This window comes from Acetobacter pomorum (assembly GCF_002738225.1).
Lineage (GTDB): Bacteria > Pseudomonadota > Alphaproteobacteria > Acetobacterales > Acetobacteraceae > Acetobacter > Acetobacter pomorum.
Genome location: NZ_PEBQ01000083.1, coordinates 44,947 through 62,454, shown reverse-complemented (window position 1 = coordinate 62,454; position 17,508 = coordinate 44,947). Strand labels below are relative to the sequence as shown.

The following is a 17,508-nucleotide window of genomic DNA, read 5'->3' as shown; positions in this document are numbered from 1 at the left end:
CAAGCGCGCCAGCTCCAACCGCTCCTCCAGCCCGCAATACATATCGGTCCCCTCCCCCTTCATGTTGAGAGTTATCTTGCATTACGCCAGTTTCCCTCCGTTGCTTTTTTGTGAAACTTACGGAAAAGCAACTCTAGAAAAATGTTATTCCTAAAAAAATAATTACTTTTCAAAGTTAAGATAAATTTTCGTTTCTTACCAAAAACAAAAAATGCACTTCCTCGTTGCCAAATAGTGATCAGTAGGCCCGCTTCTGCCAGAATCATGGCAGCGGGTAAGCCAAGGCGATAGAAGAACGAAATTTCCATGTTATATGTTTAATTATACGAACAATTATGAGTCAAATTAAAAAATACGATATAAAATGTTATTACATCGTATCTTTCAAATTTCTCCATACTTTAGAAACTTTATACACTCTGATACGATGAGGTGAGTAAAAATAGGATACGGGAATGATGGCAAAATATATTGCAATGAATCGCTTTCGCGTTAGTCCGGAAAATGAAGAAGCTTTTTGTCAGCGTTGGCTGGGCCGGGAAGTTTTTCTCAAAACTGTACCCGGATTTATCAGCTTTCAATTTTTGAAAGGCCCCGCGAAGGAAGATTATGTTTTATATGCTTCCCATACTATCTGGGAATCTCACGAGGCTTTTGTGGGATGGACTCAATCCGAGCAGTTTAGACAGGCGCATGCCGGTGCAGGGCAAGGTAAATCCTTGCTTCTTGGGCCGCCAGTGTTTGAAGGGTTTACTGTACTACAGGATATTGAATCCTAAGTGCGGGAATAATTTAAGGGAGAGATGAAAAAAATAATCTCTCCTTTTCTGATTTTGCCCAGTATATTTATCGGTCTATATGACCCAGATTTTTTTCTGGATCGATAATATTTCTTACTCTCTGTTTGAGTTCTTTGGGGCTGGGGAAGCCACCATCACGCTTACGTTCCCATATCACTTCATCACCGACACAGATTTCAAACCGCCCTCCTGTATCAGGACAGAGGGCGACCTCCGCTAATTGCGTACCAAAAGTGGAAAGAAGTTCCTGCGCCATCCATGCTGCGCGCAAAAGCCAATTACACTGCGTACAATAGCGTATAGAAACACGAAACATAAGTGTATCTTCCATTGCCAAGTAGGTAATACCAAATCGGGTGAATATAACATAATATAGGCTATTGCGATAATAAATATTTATGTAAAAATTATAAATACTTCAATAATAAAGTTCCAATTTATTTAAACATAAATCTACCGTCTTTGCATCATGGTTTGATCAAGGTCATTGAGGCATGCTTTCCATTGATTTAAACCTTTAATCATGCGTGCCGCATCATTTCATAAATCTTTTGCAAAAATATCTATGTTGAAGGAAATAATAACTTGACTGATGTGTCATAATTAAATCTATTGCCACGAGCATATTTCATTGTGATCCGCTTTTTCTGATCAAGGTTTATTGTGAAAGTTCCTGTCAAAATTATAGTTGTTGCAGCTTCCTTTCTGGTGATCGCAGGAGGGGCTTTTGCGTGGCATGAACACCAAGTGGCACAAAGCGTTCCTGATGGTATTGTGTATGGAAATGGGCGTCTGGAATTCACACGCATAGATGTGGCCGTCAAATATCCTGGCCGCATTACGCAATTACTTGCGCAGGAAGGTGATGATGTAATTTCTGGTCAAGTTTTGGCGCAGGAAGATAAAGCTACCGTGCAGGCGCAATATGATCAGGCAAGCGCTCAACAAAGCCGTGCAGCTAGCGCAGCGGGGCGAGCATCGGCCGAGCTTGTGGCACGGCAGGCAGCTCTGCAACTTGCGCGTGATGAACTACGCCATGCACAAAAAATGCGGCAACAAAACCTTGTTTCCGATATGGAGGTTACGCAGCGGCGCACGCAGGTTGAAACAGCCCAAGCCGCGGTTAATGCGGCTTCTCAAGCAGTGCAGGAGGCCCTTCATGCCAAGGAAGGTGCTGCTGCGCAGGTTAATCAGGTTCAGACTGTGCTGGACGATATGACCATCCGGGCCCCTGTTGCGGGGCGTATTGAATACCGTGTTATTGAAACAGGAAGTGTTCTGCCCCCGGGTGGGCGCGTGTATTCTATGCTGGATCCGGTTGATCCATATATGACGCTGTTCTTCCCTATTGCCTCTATCAGTAATCTTAAAATAGGTGATGAAGCGCGTATCCGGTTTGATGGGTTGGATGCACCTGTTTCTGCCACTGTATCCTTTATTGATAGCCAAGCTCAGTTTACGCCCAAATATGTGGAAACCGCCACAGAGCGGGAACAACTTGTCTATCGTGTAAAATTGCGTGTGACCCCGGATGAACAAAAGCGGCTTGGCCCGTTGTTGAAAGCCGGAATGACGGGGGAAGGATATATCAAGCAACGGCCAGATGCCTCATGGCCCCAAGCTGCACTGCCCGGCGATGCCAGATAATGGCGGCATCTCCTTCTGAAATCTGCGTTGAGGGCGTAAGCCATGCCTATAACGGGCATGATGTTCTGCACGATATTTCTCTCACCCTTCCTGCGGGGCAAACTATTGCTTTTATTGGGCCGGATGGTGTTGGTAAATCAACACTGCTAGGGCTTATTGCGGGTGTACGGCACCTGCAGCGTGGCACAATTCATACGCTTGGTGTGGATATTAGCAATAGAACTGCGCGTGAGGCTTTTCTTTCCCGCTTGGCCTTTATGCCGCAGGGATTAGGGAAGAACCTCTACCCTACCCTTTCCGTGCGTGAAAATATTGATTTTTTTGGTCGTCTGTTTGCACTGGATGCCACGGCCCGTGCAAATCGTATTACCCACTTGCTGGATGCAACGGGCCTTGCGCCTTTTCCTGATAGACCAGCAGGCCATCTTTCTGGCGGAATGAAGCAAAAGGTCAGCCTGTGCTGTTCTCTGGTGCATGAGCCAGACCTGCTTATTCTGGATGAACCCACAACGGGGGTGGACCCACTCTCTCGCCGTCAGTTCTGGGCGCTGGTAGAGCAAATGCGGGCTGAACGCCCGTCCATGACTGTTATTGTCTCTACGGCCTATATGGATGAGGCTGAGCGGTTTTCATGGTTGGTGGCCATGAATGGAGGGCGTATTCTGGCCTCTGGCCCTACGGCGGATGTTAAAAAGCAGACTCATACCACAACGGTGGAAGCTGCTTACGTTTCTCTTTTGCCTGCCGCAGATCAGAAAGAGATTTCTGACTTTACAATTCCACCTTATCAGGATGATGGTAGCCCGCCTGTTATTGACGCCGAAAACTTGACACGTAAATTTGGTTCTTTCACGGCGGTTGATCATGTGAGTTTTCGTATCCGTCGTGGTGAAATTTTTGGGTTTCTGGGCTCCAATGGCTGCGGTAAATCCACCACCATGAAAATGCTGACAGGGCTGCTGGATATTACCAGTGGCACGGCAACCCTGTTTGGACATCCGATAACGCCCGGAGACATGAAAACGCGTATGCGTATTGGCTATATGTCTCAGGGTTTTTCTTTGTATGAAGAACTGACTGTACGCCAGAATCTAATGTTACAGGCAGAGCTTTTTCAAATTCCATCAGCTGAGGCAAAATTGCGGGTTGAAAGCATGCTAAAAAGCTTTCAACTGGCGGAAGAAGCAGATAGCCGTCCAACCGGGTTGCCTTTGGGGTTTCGGCAACGGCTGCAACTGGCGGCTGCGTGTATTAACAACCCGGATATCCTTATTCTGGACGAGCCAACTTCTGGTGTGGATCCGGCAGCACGCGATATGTTCTGGAAGCATCTTGTAGCGCTTTCACGCCAGAAGCGTGTGACCATTTTTGTTTCTACACATTTCATGAATGAAGCCGCGCGGTGTGACCGCATTTCCCTTATGGACAAGGGCAAAGTGCTGGCCATGGGCACCCCAGCGGAGATTACGCACGAAGAAGGTGCTTCCACTTTGGAGGACGCATTTATTTCCTGCCTGGAAAAAGCGGGAAATTCAATTGCTGTCGCCAAGCCTCAACAGCCCACTCCAGCAACTGGGGCATTGCGAACAATCCCACCTTACATCCGCTGGTTTTCACGTTGCTGGGCTTTTGCGCGGCGTGAAGCTGTGGAACTGATGCGTGATCGCCTGCGGTTGATGTTTGCCATTCTGGGCCCAACAATTCTGCTGTTGATTTCAGCTTACAGTATCTCGTTTGATATCAATACCATTCGCTACACTGTGGTGGATTACGACCAGACCCATGCCAGCCGGGAACTTGTGCAGCAGTTTCGTGGATCGCGCTATTTTCAGGAAACAGCGTTCTCACCAAACCGCGAAACACTGGAAACGCGCATACGTCATGGGCAGGCTGCAATGGGGTTGGATATTCCCCCCGGTTTTGGGAGAGATGTTGCTGCGGGCCGTAACCCAGCCATTGGTGTGGTTATTGATGGCGCCATGCCCTTTTTAAGTGCCAATGTGCGTTCTTATACAGATGCCGTGCTGTTAACCTATATGGCAAATATGCAAAAAACATTGCCGGCATCCGTAACATCAGGCCTGATACCTGTAAGTATTGTGCCACGCTTTGTTTATAATCAGGAATTCCGCAGCATTTATGCCATGACACCCGGCACCATTATGCTGGCGCTTATTCTTGTCCCCACCATGCTCACAGCACTTGGTGTTGTGCGGGAAAAGGAAATTGGTTCCATTATGAACCTCTATGCCTCCCCTGCCAGTTCTGGGCAGTATCTGGTGGGTAAGCAGTTACCCTACGTGGCACTGGCACTTATGGCCTATCTGGTGTTGGTTGCGCTTTCTGTAACTGTTCTGGGTGTACCTCTTAAGGGCTCCTTTATTGGGCTGAGTATTGGGGCCGTGTTGTATATTCTGGCCAGCACGGGCTTGGGGCTGTTGATCTCAACTTTTGTGAGTTCTCAGGTGGCAGCCATTTTTGGTACGGCGATTATCTGCCTGATTATGTCTGCCAATTTTTCCGGGCTGCTGTATCCGGTTTCAACGCTTACAGGCTTTACCTATTATCTGGGAAAATCTTTTCCGGCTTCTTGGTTCCAGCTTATCAGCCTTGGCAGTTTTACAAAGGGATTGGGTATCAAATCCTTTCTTTCCATGTATCTGGCACTGGGTGGGTTTGCGGCTCTTTACATGGTGGGCGCCCGCCTTTTTCTGAAAAAGCAGGATACCTAATGCTGCGCTGGCTTATGAATGTCGGCCTGTTGTGCCGCAAGGAATTCCATAGCCTGATGCGCGATTTTGTGCTGATGGGGCTGATTGTTTTTGCGTTTTCCGCAGCTATTGTTCTTGTAGCACATGGGGTGCGTGTAGATGTTGCAAATGCAACCGTTGCGTTTATTGATGAAGACCATTCTGCCCTTTCACGCCAGTTGCGTTCAGTAGTGCTGCCGCCTTACTTCAAGCCGCCTTTCCTGACCAATCGTAATGATGCCAGTATAGGTATGGATAACGGCGCCTATAACTTTGTTATTGATATTCCCCCCCGTTTTGAAGCTGATGTGCTGGCTGGCCGCACCCCGCAGATACAGGAACTGATTGACGCCACAGCCATGACACAGGCCGGCTTGGGCAGCGTTTATCTCCAGCAGATTTTTCTGGGTGAAGTAGAGGCACAGCTTCATTCACCCGATATTAACAAACTGATGCCGTTTCATCCTGAAAGCCGTATCCGTTTTAATCCGAATAGTGAATCTGCGTGGTTTACGTCTGTTATGCAGGTTGTCACCAACGCAACCATTTTATCCATTGTGCTGGTAGGCGCTGCGGTTATTCGTGAGCGTGAACACGGCACAATTGAGCATCTGCTTGTTCTGCCTGTTTCTGCCAGCCAGATTGCCATTGGAAAAATTCTGGCAAATGGCGCGGTTATTTTTGTAGCCAGCCTCCTTTCTCTTTGGATTGTTGTGCATATTGGGCTGGCTGTGCCTATTGCCGGTTCTCCCCTGCTGTTTGCCGCCTGCCTTATTCTTTACCTGTTTTCTGTAACATCTCTGGGGATGATGCTGGCAACCATTGCGCCAACCATGCCGCAGTTCGGGCTTTTGGTAGTGCCCGTTTATGCCGTGGCTTATCTGCTTTCTGGCGCAGCAACCCCGGTGGAAAGCATGCCAGAGGCTGTGCAGTCTCTGGTGCGGTTTTTCCCCACAACGCAATTCGTCAAAATTTCACAATCCATTTTATATCGTGGTGCCGGGCTGGAAAGCATCTGGCCTTCGCTGTTGGCCATTGTGTTGTCGTCCACTCTTTTTCTTGCCATGGCGCTGTTGCGTTTTCGCTCCATGCTGGCCCGTCAGGATTGAATGCTGATGTCTCTTTCCGCGCCTTCTGCCCGTCTGCTGTTCAGCACGCTTCTTTGCACAGGTTTGGTGGCATGTTCTCCTTTCCATACAAAGGTGCCACCTTCACAGGTGAATGTTCCCGCGCAGTTCAGTGCCGTAACGCAAAACGCGCAACCCACTGATCTGACAAACTGGTGGACGGCATGGCAGGATCCATTACTGGATCAGCTTGTGCAGAATGCACTGGCTGCCAATCCGGAAATACGCATGGCGCAGGAACGTGTGCAGGAGGCCCGCGCCTATACACAAATGGCCAAATCTGCTCTGTACCCCACAATAGGGGCTACAGGCGGCATGATGGGTGGTGGGGTGGACTGGCGCCACCCTGTGCCACCTTTAATGAAAATGGCAGATCCAGATATTCAGGACCCGGCAACAGATGGGCATCTGGCAGGCATAACCATGGCGTGGGAGCCAGATATCTGGGGCCGTAACCGTGCCCGCAAACGCGCGGCACAACATATGGCATTGGCCGCCGCAGATGTGCTGCATGGCACGCATATGGCCATTGCCGCAGATGTGGCTGCCAATTACCTTACGGCGCGCGGGTTGCAACAACGCATTGCACTGCTGGATCAATCAGCCCGTACATTGCAGGAGTTGCTCCGTTATGCCACAGCGCGGTTTGATGCTGGGCAGACAACGCGTGCTGATCTGGAAACCATAACGGCCCAGATCAATCAGGTGCAGGCACAACGCCCATTACTGGTGGCAGCATTGGATGCATGCCGCCATCGGTTGGCTATTTTATCCGGTTTGCCGCCTGAACAGGCACCGGACCTGACAGCCCCGGCGCAATACCAAGTGCCTGCTCCACCAGCCACGGAACTTCCTTCTACAGTATTGGACCGCCGGCCAGATGTTATGCTGCAAAAAAACATTGTGCAGGCTAATCTTGAAAGGCTGATAAGCACCAAAACAGACCTTCTGCCACGGTTTGGTTTAGAATTTTTTGGAGGGGACGGCCGTTTGCGGTTTGATGGTATTCCCGGTGTATCCGGCTCTGGCGGCTTGATGGCTGTTAATGCCTATCTGCCTATTTTCACCGCCGGGCGCATACAGGCCAAGATACGTGCAGCAGACTCTCAACTTAAGCAGGCTGTGGCATCTTATGATCAAACCGTGCTGACTGCTTTGGCAGAAGTGGAAGATGCCTATGAAAGCCGCTCCAGCGCAGACCAAAATATTGCCAGCCTGACAGGGGAAGTCTCATCCCTTTCTCTTGCCACATCACAGGCGCAAGGCCTTTATGAAGGTGGGCAGTTTACTATGCAGGATATTCTAACAACCCGAATGAAAAAGATTTCTGCCCAAGATGAACTGGCAAGTGCGCAAACGCGGCAGGCTTTGGCCACGGTGCGCCTTGCGCGGGCGCTGGGCGGTGGATGGGATACGCACACAACAAAACGATAAGCCGCCCACTTGTTACATCGTTTTTAGCCATGCTGCTTGCTGGATTGGACAATCAATTTCAGGAGTGCTTCTGCTGCTGGGCTGCGATAACGCTCCTTATGCCGCAAACCGTAAAAGAAGCGTGTTCCCAATGCCTGAGGTACAGCATGTAATGTGCCTGCCTGCACGGCTGGTGCCACCACCAGTGCAGAAAGAGCGCCAATGCCTGCCCCGGCCTCAATGGCTGAGCGCACACTCTCGTTGGAGGGGAGCACAAGTGTTACATCCAGTCCGGTTGGGTCTATGCCGTGCTGGCGCAAAGCGTGTTCCAATGTAGCGCGGGTGCCAGAGCCAGGCTCACGCATCACCCATTTGGCATTTCGTAGCCATGCGGCATCTATGGTATCTGGCACACACGCATCGGCTTGCACAATGCTGAGGGTATCTGTTGCAACGGGCCATTGTGCCAAGGCAGGATCATCTACCTGCCCTTCAACAATACCCAAATCAACTTCACCATTCTTAACGCGGGTTGCTGCTTCCTCGGTGTTGCTGATGACAATATCCATAGCGATTTGCGGATATTGTTGACGGAACTGTACCAAAAGAGCCGGAAGCCAATAGGCTGCAATGGTTTGGCTGGCCACAACACGTAGGGTACCCTGTTTAAGCCCATTAAACGCTTCCAGCATGTTTTCTGCGGCTTCTGCCTGGGCCAGAACAGCGCGGGCTTCGGGTAAAAACAGGCGCCCTGCTTCTGTGAGACAAATGCCGCGCCCTATACGATGAAACAACTTGACCCCATGCTGTTCTTCCAGCGCCGCAATAGCGGCCGATACGGCAGATTGTGTAACATGCAGGGCTTTGCTGGCTGCGGTAACGTGTTCACGTTCGGCCACTGCAATAAAAAGGCGAAGTTGTTCCAGTGTCATACCTGATTTTATACCACAATCAATCATAATTTCCGATTGGAATAACCAGAATAATGCGTTGGAGTGATGAAACGGATTTCCCTTACCTTTTGCACGGAAAGGGAAATGACCATGCTCACCACTTCTCAGGCGCAGCCATTATTCAGGCAACGTATATTTGGCGTTATCGGCCATAATCTTCCGGGGGTTCTGTTGTGTCTGGCCCTTACGGGCATTGCTTATTTATGCGAGCAGATTGAGGGGCTTCTGTGCGGAAAAATATGGCTGGAACAGCTTAATTTGGCGCTTATTGCCGGTGTGGTTGCACGCACTGTGCATAAACCAGACCATTTATGGCAGCCGGGTATCAGAACATGCTCCAAAACGCTTTTGAATATCGGGATTGTGCTACTTGGAGCCTCTTTTAGTATAGATACGGCTTTTTCCGGCGGACCATGGCTTTTGGTCGGTGTTATGGGGCTGGTTACATTCAGCCTGATATTTACCAGTTGTATTGGGCATGTGGTGGGGCTGCCTAGGCCGCAAACTCTGCTAGTGGCTTGCGGTAATTCCATTTGTGGTAATTCGGCCATTATGGCTGCAGCCCCTGCCATTCATGCCAAAGATGAAGATATTGGCGCAACCATTGCCTTTACAGCAGCGGGTGGCTTGATACTGGTTGTGGGATTATCCCTTGCAGCTCCTTTTCTATCTCTGGATAGCCATGTGGGCGGTGCGCTTGCGGGGTTAACGGTGTATGCCGTGCCACAGGTGGGCGCAGCGGCTTCTGCTTTTGGCCCAACGGCTCCGCATATTGGCATGCTGATAAAGCTGATGCGGGTGCTGATGCTGGGGCCAGTGTGTATTGTTCTTTCCATGCTTTATGCCCGGTTAAACCGAGGGAATGTTCAGCACGCATCTCGTGTCCCGCAGATGGTGCCTTGGTATATCATTGGTTTTATCATCATGATGAGTGCACGTTCCATGAACGTTATGCCACAAGCAATGATTGAACCTGTAAGCCTTGCGGCCAATTTTTTAACCATTCTGGCTATGGCTGCGTTGGGCTTGTGCATAGACATACGTTCGGTTTTTCGGGCAGGCGTTCCCCTGCTTCTGACCGAAGGATTTTCTCTAATCGGGCTGGTCTGTACAAGTATGTTACTGCTTAAAATCATGTTCTAGAAAAACAGTCTGTATCAGGAGCCCATATTGCACACTTTAGATTTCAGCTCATGGCACAGTTTTCTGTTCACCATGATCGGGCTCTCTCTTATTACCTTGATTGGTGTTGGCATCAGGCTTTTGATGATGGTGCTGATCCAGCAGCGGCGTGAGCGCATGAACCGCCAGATCAATGAACGTTTGCGCACATTGATTGCCGCCTATCGCACGTTGGGCGGGTCCTTTACCGGAGATTTGGCCGTGGACCCCAGGCATAAGCGAGATTTGCGTGCCATAACGGATGTAAATGCAGCAACAACCTCTGCCATATTGGAAGATGCCAACGCAACAGACCGGGCTCGGCGTATTCGTGATGCAGTGGAAGCAGCTTTATCAGACATTATTCTTCTGGGCACAGAGGAGCACGTGCGTTTGGCAGAACATGCAGCGCGAGAGCTGGTAGCAGGCCAGCGGGTACATACGCATGATCTGGTTGTTTCCTTACGTAATTTTGTAAGGCAGGCGCTGGATCTTGAACCTATTCCCTCTGATCTAAGTATTCCCACCCAAGGTCCTACGCGTGTGCAGGCATCTGGCGGAAAAGGAAAAGATGGCGGATCTGACAAAGCCGGTGGTGGTGGTAATGGTGGAGGCGGTATGCAGGGAGGTGGTGGCGATATGGCCATGACCAGCACCCATACAGCAGATGCTCAGGATACAATAACGCCTTCCGGGCATTAAATGCTGCAAAGTGAAATGAAGCGCAGCTCAATATTTTAAAAGGATACAGGAGTTCCCTCCTGTATCCATCTGCAAAACGCGTTAGGTCCCAATCTTGATCAAATGGGAAGCACGGCTAAGTGCGATAATCGGAAAAAGCTGCCGATAGAGATCATAACGCAGCATAAAAGCGCGAGAAAGCTCTGCTCCCTGCATCAAACGCTTGGAAATGGCCGGATCATCCAGCTTGATGGTCTGGCCCACACCATAACCGGGGAAACCCGTGCCGGTGAATTCCTTCTCATTCCAGCTGCCGTCTTCTTCCTGCAAATCAATCAGGTAACGGCATCCTTTGGCTATGGCATCATAATCCTGCGGGCGGTTGGCGGCTATCAGCCCCATAAGTGCCCACGCTGTCTGGGATGGTGTTGTGGTGCCATGCCCAATGGAAGACACTTCCATATAGGATGCGCAACTTTCACCCCATCCACCATTTTCCTGCTGGCAGTTAATCAGCCAGTCACACGCCTTGGAAATGTAGGGTTGCGTCATATCCTCGCCAATGGCGGCAAGAGCGGGCAGAACGGCCCCTGTGCCATACAGGTAGTTTACGCCCCACCGGCCAAACCACGGCCCTGTGGGGTCCTGCTCCTTGCGGATATAAGCCAACCCCCGCTGAATACAGGGCAGATCACGCGGCAAGCCCAAGAGGCCAAAAGCTTCCAGAACATGTGCCGTTACGTCCACTGAAGGAGGATCAAGCGCCTCCCCAAAATCACAGAAGGGAATTTTGGCAAGAATGCTTTTGTTATTGTCCTTATCAAAAGCACCCCAGCCACCGCAGGAACTTTGCATGGCCACAAGCCAACGTACACCACGGCCAATGGCGGCTTCTACGCCTTTGGCCTGCCATTCTGGCCGGTTGCGGCAGGGTGCTAAGGCAATGAGTGCAACGGCAGTATCATCCGTATCTGGGTATCTATCATTGGCATATTCAAAAGCCCAGCCGCCGGGTTCCGTGTTGGGGAGCTTAACAGACCAATCCCCTTTCACACGTACCTGGCGGGAAAGCAGCCAATCCAGTGCCTTGTCCATTTCTGGTGTAAAGCGTTCTTCGGCATTGGCATCATGCAGGGCCATAAGGGACAGCATGGTATCCCAGACCGGGCTGTTGGTGGCCTGAATCCAGCTTGCATCGCCCTTATCATGCCGCCAGCCGGGGTCATTCAGCCCATCCAGCGCCTTTGCCATAACTGGGTGATGGAATTGATAGCCCTCACCATGCAGGGCCATCAGCCCGTACACCCATGGGGGCTGAATACCGCCCCAGCCACCATCTGCATCCTGATGCCAGATAATCCATTCCAGCACGTATTTGATCGCCGCTTCCCGCGAAGGCGCACGCTTTAGGAAAGAGGACTGGAGCCAATGCAGCCCTTTATCTGCCAGGCGGAAGAAATCAGCAATAACATCCCTGCCCTCTTTGGTCGGCAGTTCATAATCAAAGTTTTCCCGCCCACCGGGAAAAAGCGCATCCAGTCGATCTTGGGGGCGCAAAGGGCGAGAGGGCCGACGTGCTGACAAAATAGCCAGCGGCATCATGGTGGCGCGCGCCCATTGTGCAAAATTATAAATGGAAAAAACAAAGTTATCGGGGAACCAGATAATTTCTGGCGGAAGATTGGGGGTTTTTTCCCACGGCCATTCCCCAATCAGGGCCAGCCAGTAGCGGGTGAACACACGCACATTCTTCAACCCGCCTTTGCTGATAATCCACGCAGCAGCTTTGCTAACGGCAGGGTCATTCTCTGCATAGCCCAAGGATCTCAGGGCTGCGTAAGATTCCACAGTGGCGTTAATATCACCGTTGCCTGCACCATAATACGTGCCCCAGGAGCCATCTGGCCGCTGCATTTCTAACAAAGCCTTGCCCAGACGAGGCCGCAGCGGATGATCTTCCAGCCCTAAAAACCACAGCGCCAAGCACCATTCGGCTTCCATGGAGGCATTGGAGGCAACAGGCCCTACCCAGTGCCCATCTGGCTTTTGCTGCTTCATCAACCATTCGCAGGCAGAAGAAATTGTGTGCGTCAGGCTGTTCCCCATTGCCTTGATAGCCGACAGATCTGCCGGAGCCTGTGGCGCAGGGTTTGAACGCGCAATATCCATATTTCCGGATTGGATGAGCGTATTAACGTCCGTTTCCTGAGTATCTGAATTAGAACGCAAAATCTTCTTTAATGAAAAACGGCTTGCCATATTCATTTTGTCATACCTGCGCGAAATATCATAAAAGACTCATTGGTTCCTGTTGTATCAGTCATGGTGTTTCTGTCTGGGGCGTAATAAGCCGCAGGCAATCTGTAAACACTGAATCCCATCCAGACTGATCCATAGCGATAAAGCCGAAGCTCCTTAAAAGAAAAGCCCCTTCAGCGGCAAAAATTGCCGTACGTGCCTGTCGTGCGTCTTCCGATGTCTCGTTGCAATCTCCAAACCAGCCAGCGTACCATTCTCGTATCCGGTTTAGATATTTGGGAGATTGCAATAAAGTAATCAGCATACCCACCATTCTGGCCTGTGTAGCAGCATCTATCTGGCGGCAGGCCATAACATAGGCACGCGCCCGCTCCGCCAGAGAAGCCTTGGGGCCTGCATGTTTTTCTATTTCCAGATCAAAAGCCGCTATCCAGCGGTCAATCATGGCGGTAATCAGGTCATCCTTGTTACCAAAGCAGTATTGCAGGCCACCTTTGGTAATACCGGCAGCCTTGGCCACGGCATCCAGCGTTAACGCGGTTGCACCACCCTTTTGCACAAGCTGTTCCGCACTATCCAGAACGCTTTCCCGATCTATGGTTCTGCGGCGACCCATGCACCATCCTTTTAATTTCAATCCGTCTGGATGGAATTAAAATAGGCTCCGCTCTCATGCAACTGTCATATTGGAATGCACGGATGCGTTTTTAGAATAGCAGAAGCGGGTTTTGAAAACGCAAAAAATAACTTTAACGACATGATAAACATTCATGCTCTTGATATCATTTTCTCATGTTTTATCGGGTGGTCCAACAAAAGACCTATAGCCTGAGAAAGGGTTCCTTTTGCGTTTTTTCCGTTCTGTTTCTCGTATTTCCTGCTTGCTTGCTGGTTTTTGTCTGGCAGATGTAAGTGCTAGCGCCTTTGCAGCACCGGCCCTGCTAGCTGGTACAGCAGGTGCACTTGTGTCATCCCAACCTTTGCCAGATGCTTTTTCGTTACCGGATGCCGGGCATGCGTTGCGCATTACCTATCTTTCCACCAACGGTATTACGGGCAATGGTCTGGTTCCGGTTACAGCAGAAGTTATTTTGCCGGCAGGTCAGCCGCCGACTGGTGGGTGGCCTATTGTGGCGTGGGCGCATGGTACGGTGGGTGTGGCAGACCATTGCGCGCCCTCTAATAATCCGTGGAGTGAACGAAACCGGCATTACCTGGCTGAATGGATGAAGCGTGGTTTTGCCGTGGTGGGCACAGATTATCAGGGGTTAGGTACTCCGGGCGTGCACCCTTACCTCAACACGCGCGTAGAGGCTTACAGCCTGTTAGATGGTGTGAAGGCTGCTTTGGCTTCTGTGCCAAATTTGCAGAATAAAATTATGATTGTTGGCCAGTCTCAGGGAGGCGGCGCGGCTTTTGCCTCGGCGGCTTTTGCACCCAGCTATGCGCCGGAGCTGAATATTAGAGGCACTGTGGCCACAGGAGCACCATATATTACGCCTGAATTGTTGAAACAAATGGCAACGGCTCCAGATCCGACCAATGCGCCATATAACCCAGTTATGGTTTATGCATTGTATCTGGCGCAGGGGCTTGCCGGATATGATACGCATTTTAGGCCAGAAAGCGTTTTTACAGCTAAAGCCATGCCAGCCTATCAGGCTGCGGCCAGTTTATGCGTGTATGAATTGACTGATAAGGTTAAGAAAGACGGCCTGAATTTTAAAAATTCACTTCAACCCGACTTTGCAAAATATCTTGCTCCTGCTCTGGCCGGGATGAATTATCCGACCATGAAACTGCCTCAACCGTTGTTTGTTGGCATAGGTGAGCTTGATAGGGATGTACCTCCTCCGCTTCAGTTCGGGCTTGTAAAAGCAGCCTGTGCGGCAGGTACAGTTGTGCAGGCTCATGTTTATAAAGGTCTGAACCATGATCAGACAGTAAACGCATCCTTGCCAGATTCAGCTACATTTACCCAAGCGGTTATGAATGGCCAAACCATAACGCCGCAATGCACTCCCTTACCGGAATAAAATCTTCCACATATATTTCAGCCCACGTTAAGGAAGGAAAAGCCGTTTCTATTGGTTTTTCCTTCCTTACAAAGTGTTACCGTTCCTTCAATATATGGGCAGAAAGCGGAATGGCACGCATGGGTTAGCTGACACGAATCAGTTTGCGATTAATAAATTCTTTAATGCCCAGGAACGAAAGCTCCCGCCCAAAGCCAGAGTTTTTAATGCCCCCAAAAGGTAATTCCGGGGCAGCTGCCGTGGCCGTGTTAATAAACATCATGCCCGTTTCTATTTGCTCAGCCACCTTTTCTGCCCGTGTGATATTGCGCGAGAACACAGACCCACCGAGCCCATATGGAGAATCATTTGCCAGATCAATAGCTTCCTGCTCGGAAGCAACTTTATGGATAACCGCAACCGGGCCAAAGATTTCCTGATAAAAAACAGGATTATCTTTTTGCACATGGGTCAGGATAGTTGGTTCCATAAAGAACCCTTTACGATTGATCCGCTTGCCTCCTGCAACCAGTGTGGCACCCGCTTTTACGGCTTCATCAATCTGTTCAAGCACCAGATCCAGCGCACGCTTGCTGCTCATGGGTCCATGTGTTGTACCTTCTGCCAGCGGGTCTCCAATCCGGAACTGTGTAATGGCCTTTTTGATCCCGTCCAGAAAAGCATCATAAAGGGTTTCATGCACAATCATGCGCTTGGCAGCCGTGCATACCTGCCCGTTATTGGCAAATCGGCCCCATGTGGCCCATTTGATGGCAAGCTCCAGATCAGCATCATCCAACACAATAAAGGCATCACTACCCCCAAGTTCCATCGTGTCTTTCTTGAGCGCAGCACCAGCTTCTGCGGCAACAGTTTGCCCTGCCCGTTCGCTCCCTGTTAGGGCCACACCACGGATACGGCCATCCTTGATCAGTTCGGCAGATTGATCATTGCTGAGAAAGATATTTGTATAAACACCAGCTGGCGCCCCGGCATCATGAAATAGTTTTTCGAATGCCAGCGCACATTGCGGCACATTGGGGGCATGTTTGGCAATAACCACATTGCCAGCCATCAGATTAGGCCCGGCCACACGTGCCAGTTGATAATAGGGGAAATTCCAAGGTTCGATGCAATAAATAACACCAAGCGGCTGATTGATGATTTTTGCATGGCCTTTTTTCACCTTAAGTGGTGTGGGGGCCAGAAACTCTTCAGCACCATCAGCATAGAACGAAAGAATATCTGCAGTGATATCAATTTCTTCCAACGCATCTGGCAGCGCCTTGCCCATTTCCGTGGCAATCAAACGGGCATGAACCTGCCGATCTTGGCGTAACAGATCCGCTGCTTTGGACATAATGATCTTGCGCTCAGCAATACTGCGTTTTTTCCAATCTGTGCGCCAGATATGCTCTGCCCGATCTACAATGGCCTTCATCTGTTCGGGCGTATGAAGGTCAAACGTGCGTTCAACAGCTTCGGTTGTTGGGTTAATTGTCTGATATAGAATCATTTTTCTGTTTCCTGATGATAAAAAGGATAATCGGTATATCCATGCGCGCCACCGCCATACATGGTTGTCGGATCAATGGCGTTAAGAGGCCACCCATGCTTGAGCCGCTCTGGCAGATCGGGATTGGCGATGAATTTGCGGCCAAACCCGATCATATCTGCCCACCCGTTGCGGAGAACATGGTCTGCTTTGGCTTTGTTGTAGCGACCAGCACATAGAATACGGCCTGGAAAGATGTTCCTGACACTGGCACGAAATGAATCTGGCATGTCTGGCGCGTTATCCCAGTCTGCTTCAGCCAGAGAAAGATACGCGATACCGGCTTCTGCCAGAACGCTCACAGCTTGTGTGTAGGTTTCTGCCGGGTTGCTTTCCAGCAGGCCCAGATAAACACGCGCTTCTGTTGTTGTACTGAATAGCGGAGAAAACCTAACCCCCAGTCTTTCTGGCGAGACGACGGCGGAAACAGCCTCTACCACTTCACGCAAAAATCTTAGACGGTTGGAAAGTGATCCTCCATAGGCATCGGTTCGGAAATTGGCCTGTTCCGAAATAAACTGATTGATCAGATACCCATTGGCAGCATGGATTTCCACACCATCAAACCCGGCTTCCAGCGCGTTTCTGGCGGCTTGCGCATAAAGTTCCACCAGTTCATGAATTTCTGGAATAGTCAGGGCACGCGGAGTATCAGGCGGCACAAGTTTTCCGGTACCTGGCCCGGTGGGAATAAAAACATTTACCCCCGTTGCCGCTACGGCCGAAGGCGCAACAGGTAATTGATGATGCGGCTGCAACAAATGATGAGAAACACGCCCAACATGCCAAAGCTGGGCAAAAATGGGCCGCTTTTTTTCATGCACGGCATGCGTAACCAGCTTCCACCCAGCAATCTGTTCTGGAGAATAGATTCCGGGTGTCCAGGCATAGCCCTGCCCGCGCGGTTCAATCTGCGTACCTTCAGTAATCAAAAAACCTGCCTGCGTGCGCTGGGCATAATATTCCGCCATAAGCGCATTGGGAATATCACCCGGCTGGGTACTACGGCAGCGCGTTAATGGTGGCAGAAAAATACGGTTTTCAAGGGGCAAATCCCCCAATGTTACAGGGTTAAAAAGGTAAGATGCAGTCATGATAAACCTTGTTTAGAAGCAGAAATGCTATCTGGTCTGCCTGTAAACATTGG

General features: G+C 50.2%; 15 protein-coding genes. 8 read left to right on the top strand and 7 right to left on the bottom strand.

The window, feature by feature from the left end; genetic code table 11:
* Nucleotides 1-71 precede the first annotated feature (71 nt).
* Entirely contained in the window at nt 72-308 is a 237-nt protein-coding gene (locus CSR02_RS05425; protein WP_099540840.1) for a hypothetical protein, read from the bottom strand.
* A 150-nt stretch (nt 309-458) separates the two neighbouring features.
* On the opposite strand from CSR02_RS05425, the gene CSR02_RS05420 reads away from it, so the two are divergent.
* Nucleotides 459-779: an antibiotic biosynthesis monooxygenase family protein gene (locus CSR02_RS05420; RefSeq protein ID WP_042787225.1), complete on the top strand. Its 321-nt coding sequence runs from the start codon at nt 459-461 to the stop codon at nt 777-779.
* A 67-nt stretch (nt 780-846) separates the two neighbouring features.
* Here the strand turns inward: CSR02_RS05420 and CSR02_RS05415 are convergent, their stop codons facing one another.
* Nucleotides 847-1,116, bottom strand: a complete 270-nt coding sequence (locus tag CSR02_RS05415) for a SelT/SelW/SelH family protein (RefSeq protein WP_095045831.1) — start codon at nt 1,114-1,116, stop codon at nt 847-849.
* A gap of 347 nt (nt 1,117-1,463) precedes the next feature.
* Here CSR02_RS05415 and CSR02_RS05410 point away from each other — a divergent pair, with 347 nt between their 5' ends.
* Genes CSR02_RS05410 through CSR02_RS05395 form a run of 4 tightly spaced genes read left to right on the top strand, consistent with a single transcriptional unit; the run spans nt 1,464 to nt 7,758 of the window.
* Nucleotides 1,464-2,447, top strand: coding sequence for an HlyD family secretion protein (locus CSR02_RS05410; RefSeq protein ID WP_099540839.1), 984 nt, complete (start codon nt 1,464-1,466; stop codon nt 2,445-2,447).
* Nucleotides 2,447-5,179 carry a ribosome-associated ATPase/putative transporter RbbA gene (gene rbbA, locus CSR02_RS05405; RefSeq protein WP_099540838.1) on the top strand — a complete coding sequence of 911 codons (2,733 nt, stop codon included), beginning with the start codon at nt 2,447-2,449 and terminating at the stop codon, nt 5,177-5,179. The genes CSR02_RS05410 and rbbA overlap by 1 nt, the downstream gene beginning before the upstream one ends.
* Complete coding sequence (locus tag CSR02_RS05400; RefSeq protein WP_099540837.1) at nt 5,179-6,306, top strand: ABC transporter permease; 1,128 nt, start codon at nt 5,179-5,181, stop codon at nt 6,304-6,306. Before rbbA ends, CSR02_RS05400 begins: the two co-directional genes overlap by 1 nt.
* Nucleotides 6,307-7,758, top strand: a complete 1,452-nt coding sequence (locus CSR02_RS05395) for a TolC family protein (RefSeq protein WP_099540836.1) — start codon at nt 6,307-6,309, stop codon at nt 7,756-7,758.
* Nucleotides 7,759-7,781: 23 nt separating this feature from the next.
* Here CSR02_RS05395 and CSR02_RS05390 read toward each other — a convergent pair whose 3' ends face one another.
* Nucleotides 7,782-8,681, bottom strand: a complete 900-nt coding sequence (locus tag CSR02_RS05390) for a LysR family transcriptional regulator (RefSeq protein WP_099540847.1) — start codon at nt 8,679-8,681, stop codon at nt 7,782-7,784.
* A gap of 54 nt (nt 8,682-8,735) precedes the next feature.
* On the opposite strand from CSR02_RS05390, the gene CSR02_RS05385 reads away from it, so the two are divergent.
* Nucleotides 8,736-9,833, top strand: coding sequence for a YeiH family protein (locus CSR02_RS05385; RefSeq protein WP_099540835.1), 1,098 nt, complete (start codon nt 8,736-8,738; stop codon nt 9,831-9,833).
* A gap of 27 nt (nt 9,834-9,860) precedes the next feature.
* Nucleotides 9,861-10,553 carry a hypothetical protein gene (locus CSR02_RS05380; RefSeq protein WP_183172681.1) on the top strand — a complete coding sequence of 231 codons (693 nt, stop codon included), beginning with the start codon at nt 9,861-9,863 and terminating at the stop codon, nt 10,551-10,553.
* An 81-nt stretch (nt 10,554-10,634) separates the two neighbouring features.
* Here the strand turns inward: CSR02_RS05380 and shc are convergent, their stop codons facing one another.
* Nucleotides 10,635-12,797: a squalene--hopene cyclase gene (gene shc, locus CSR02_RS05375; RefSeq protein WP_099540834.1), complete on the bottom strand. Its 2,163-nt coding sequence runs from the start codon at nt 12,795-12,797 to the stop codon at nt 10,635-10,637.
* 55 nt (nt 12,798-12,852) lie between these two features.
* Nucleotides 12,853-13,407 carry a TetR/AcrR family transcriptional regulator gene (locus tag CSR02_RS05370; RefSeq protein WP_042787217.1) on the bottom strand — a complete coding sequence of 185 codons (555 nt, stop codon included), beginning with the start codon at nt 13,405-13,407 and terminating at the stop codon, nt 12,853-12,855.
* Between the two features lie 229 nt (nt 13,408-13,636).
* On the opposite strand from CSR02_RS05370, the gene CSR02_RS05365 reads away from it, so the two are divergent.
* Nucleotides 13,637-14,827: a lipase family protein gene (locus tag CSR02_RS05365; RefSeq protein WP_099540833.1), complete on the top strand. Its 1,191-nt coding sequence runs from the start codon at nt 13,637-13,639 to the stop codon at nt 14,825-14,827.
* Nucleotides 14,828-14,951: 124 nt separating this feature from the next.
* Here the strand turns inward: CSR02_RS05365 and CSR02_RS05360 are convergent, their stop codons facing one another.
* Nucleotides 14,952-16,322, bottom strand: a complete 1,371-nt coding sequence (locus tag CSR02_RS05360; RefSeq protein ID WP_099540832.1) for an NAD-dependent succinate-semialdehyde dehydrogenase — start codon at nt 16,320-16,322, stop codon at nt 14,952-14,954.
* Nucleotides 16,319-17,455 (bottom strand): alkene reductase, encoded by a 1,137-nt coding sequence (locus CSR02_RS05355; RefSeq protein ID WP_042787214.1) that lies wholly within the window; start codon nt 17,453-17,455, stop codon nt 16,319-16,321. The genes CSR02_RS05360 and CSR02_RS05355 overlap by 4 nt, the downstream gene beginning before the upstream one ends.
* Nucleotides 17,456-17,508 lie beyond the last annotated feature (53 nt).

Bases quoted from the DNA above. Each gene is read 5' to 3' on its own strand.
- CSR02_RS05370 (WP_042787217.1), bottom strand. From the start codon at position 13,407: ATGGGTCGCCGCAGAACCATAGATCGGGAAAGCGTTCTGGATAGTGCG.
- CSR02_RS05420 (WP_042787225.1), top strand. From the start codon at position 459: ATGGCAAAATATATTGCAATGAATCGCTTTCGCGTTAGTCCGGAAAAT.
- rbbA (WP_099540838.1), top strand. From the start codon at position 2,447: ATGGCGGCATCTCCTTCTGAAATCTGCGTTGAGGGCGTAAGCCATGCC.
- CSR02_RS05385 (WP_099540835.1), top strand. From the start codon at position 8,736: ATGAAACGGATTTCCCTTACCTTTTGCACGGAAAGGGAAATGACCATG.
- CSR02_RS05360 (WP_099540832.1), bottom strand. From the start codon at position 16,322: ATGATTCTATATCAGACAATTAACCCAACAACCGAAGCTGTTGAACGC.
- CSR02_RS05415 (WP_095045831.1), bottom strand. From the start codon at position 1,116: ATGTTTCGTGTTTCTATACGCTATTGTACGCAGTGTAATTGGCTTTTG.
- CSR02_RS05400 (WP_099540837.1), top strand. From the start codon at position 5,179: ATGCTGCGCTGGCTTATGAATGTCGGCCTGTTGTGCCGCAAGGAATTC.
- CSR02_RS05425 (WP_099540840.1), bottom strand. From the start codon at position 308: ATGGAAATTTCGTTCTTCTATCGCCTTGGCTTACCCGCTGCCATGATT.
- CSR02_RS05355 (WP_042787214.1), bottom strand. From the start codon at position 17,455: ATGACTGCATCTTACCTTTTTAACCCTGTAACATTGGGGGATTTGCCC.
- CSR02_RS05395 (WP_099540836.1), top strand. From the start codon at position 6,307: ATGCTGATGTCTCTTTCCGCGCCTTCTGCCCGTCTGCTGTTCAGCACG.
- shc (WP_099540834.1), bottom strand. From the start codon at position 12,797: ATGAATATGGCAAGCCGTTTTTCATTAAAGAAGATTTTGCGTTCTAAT.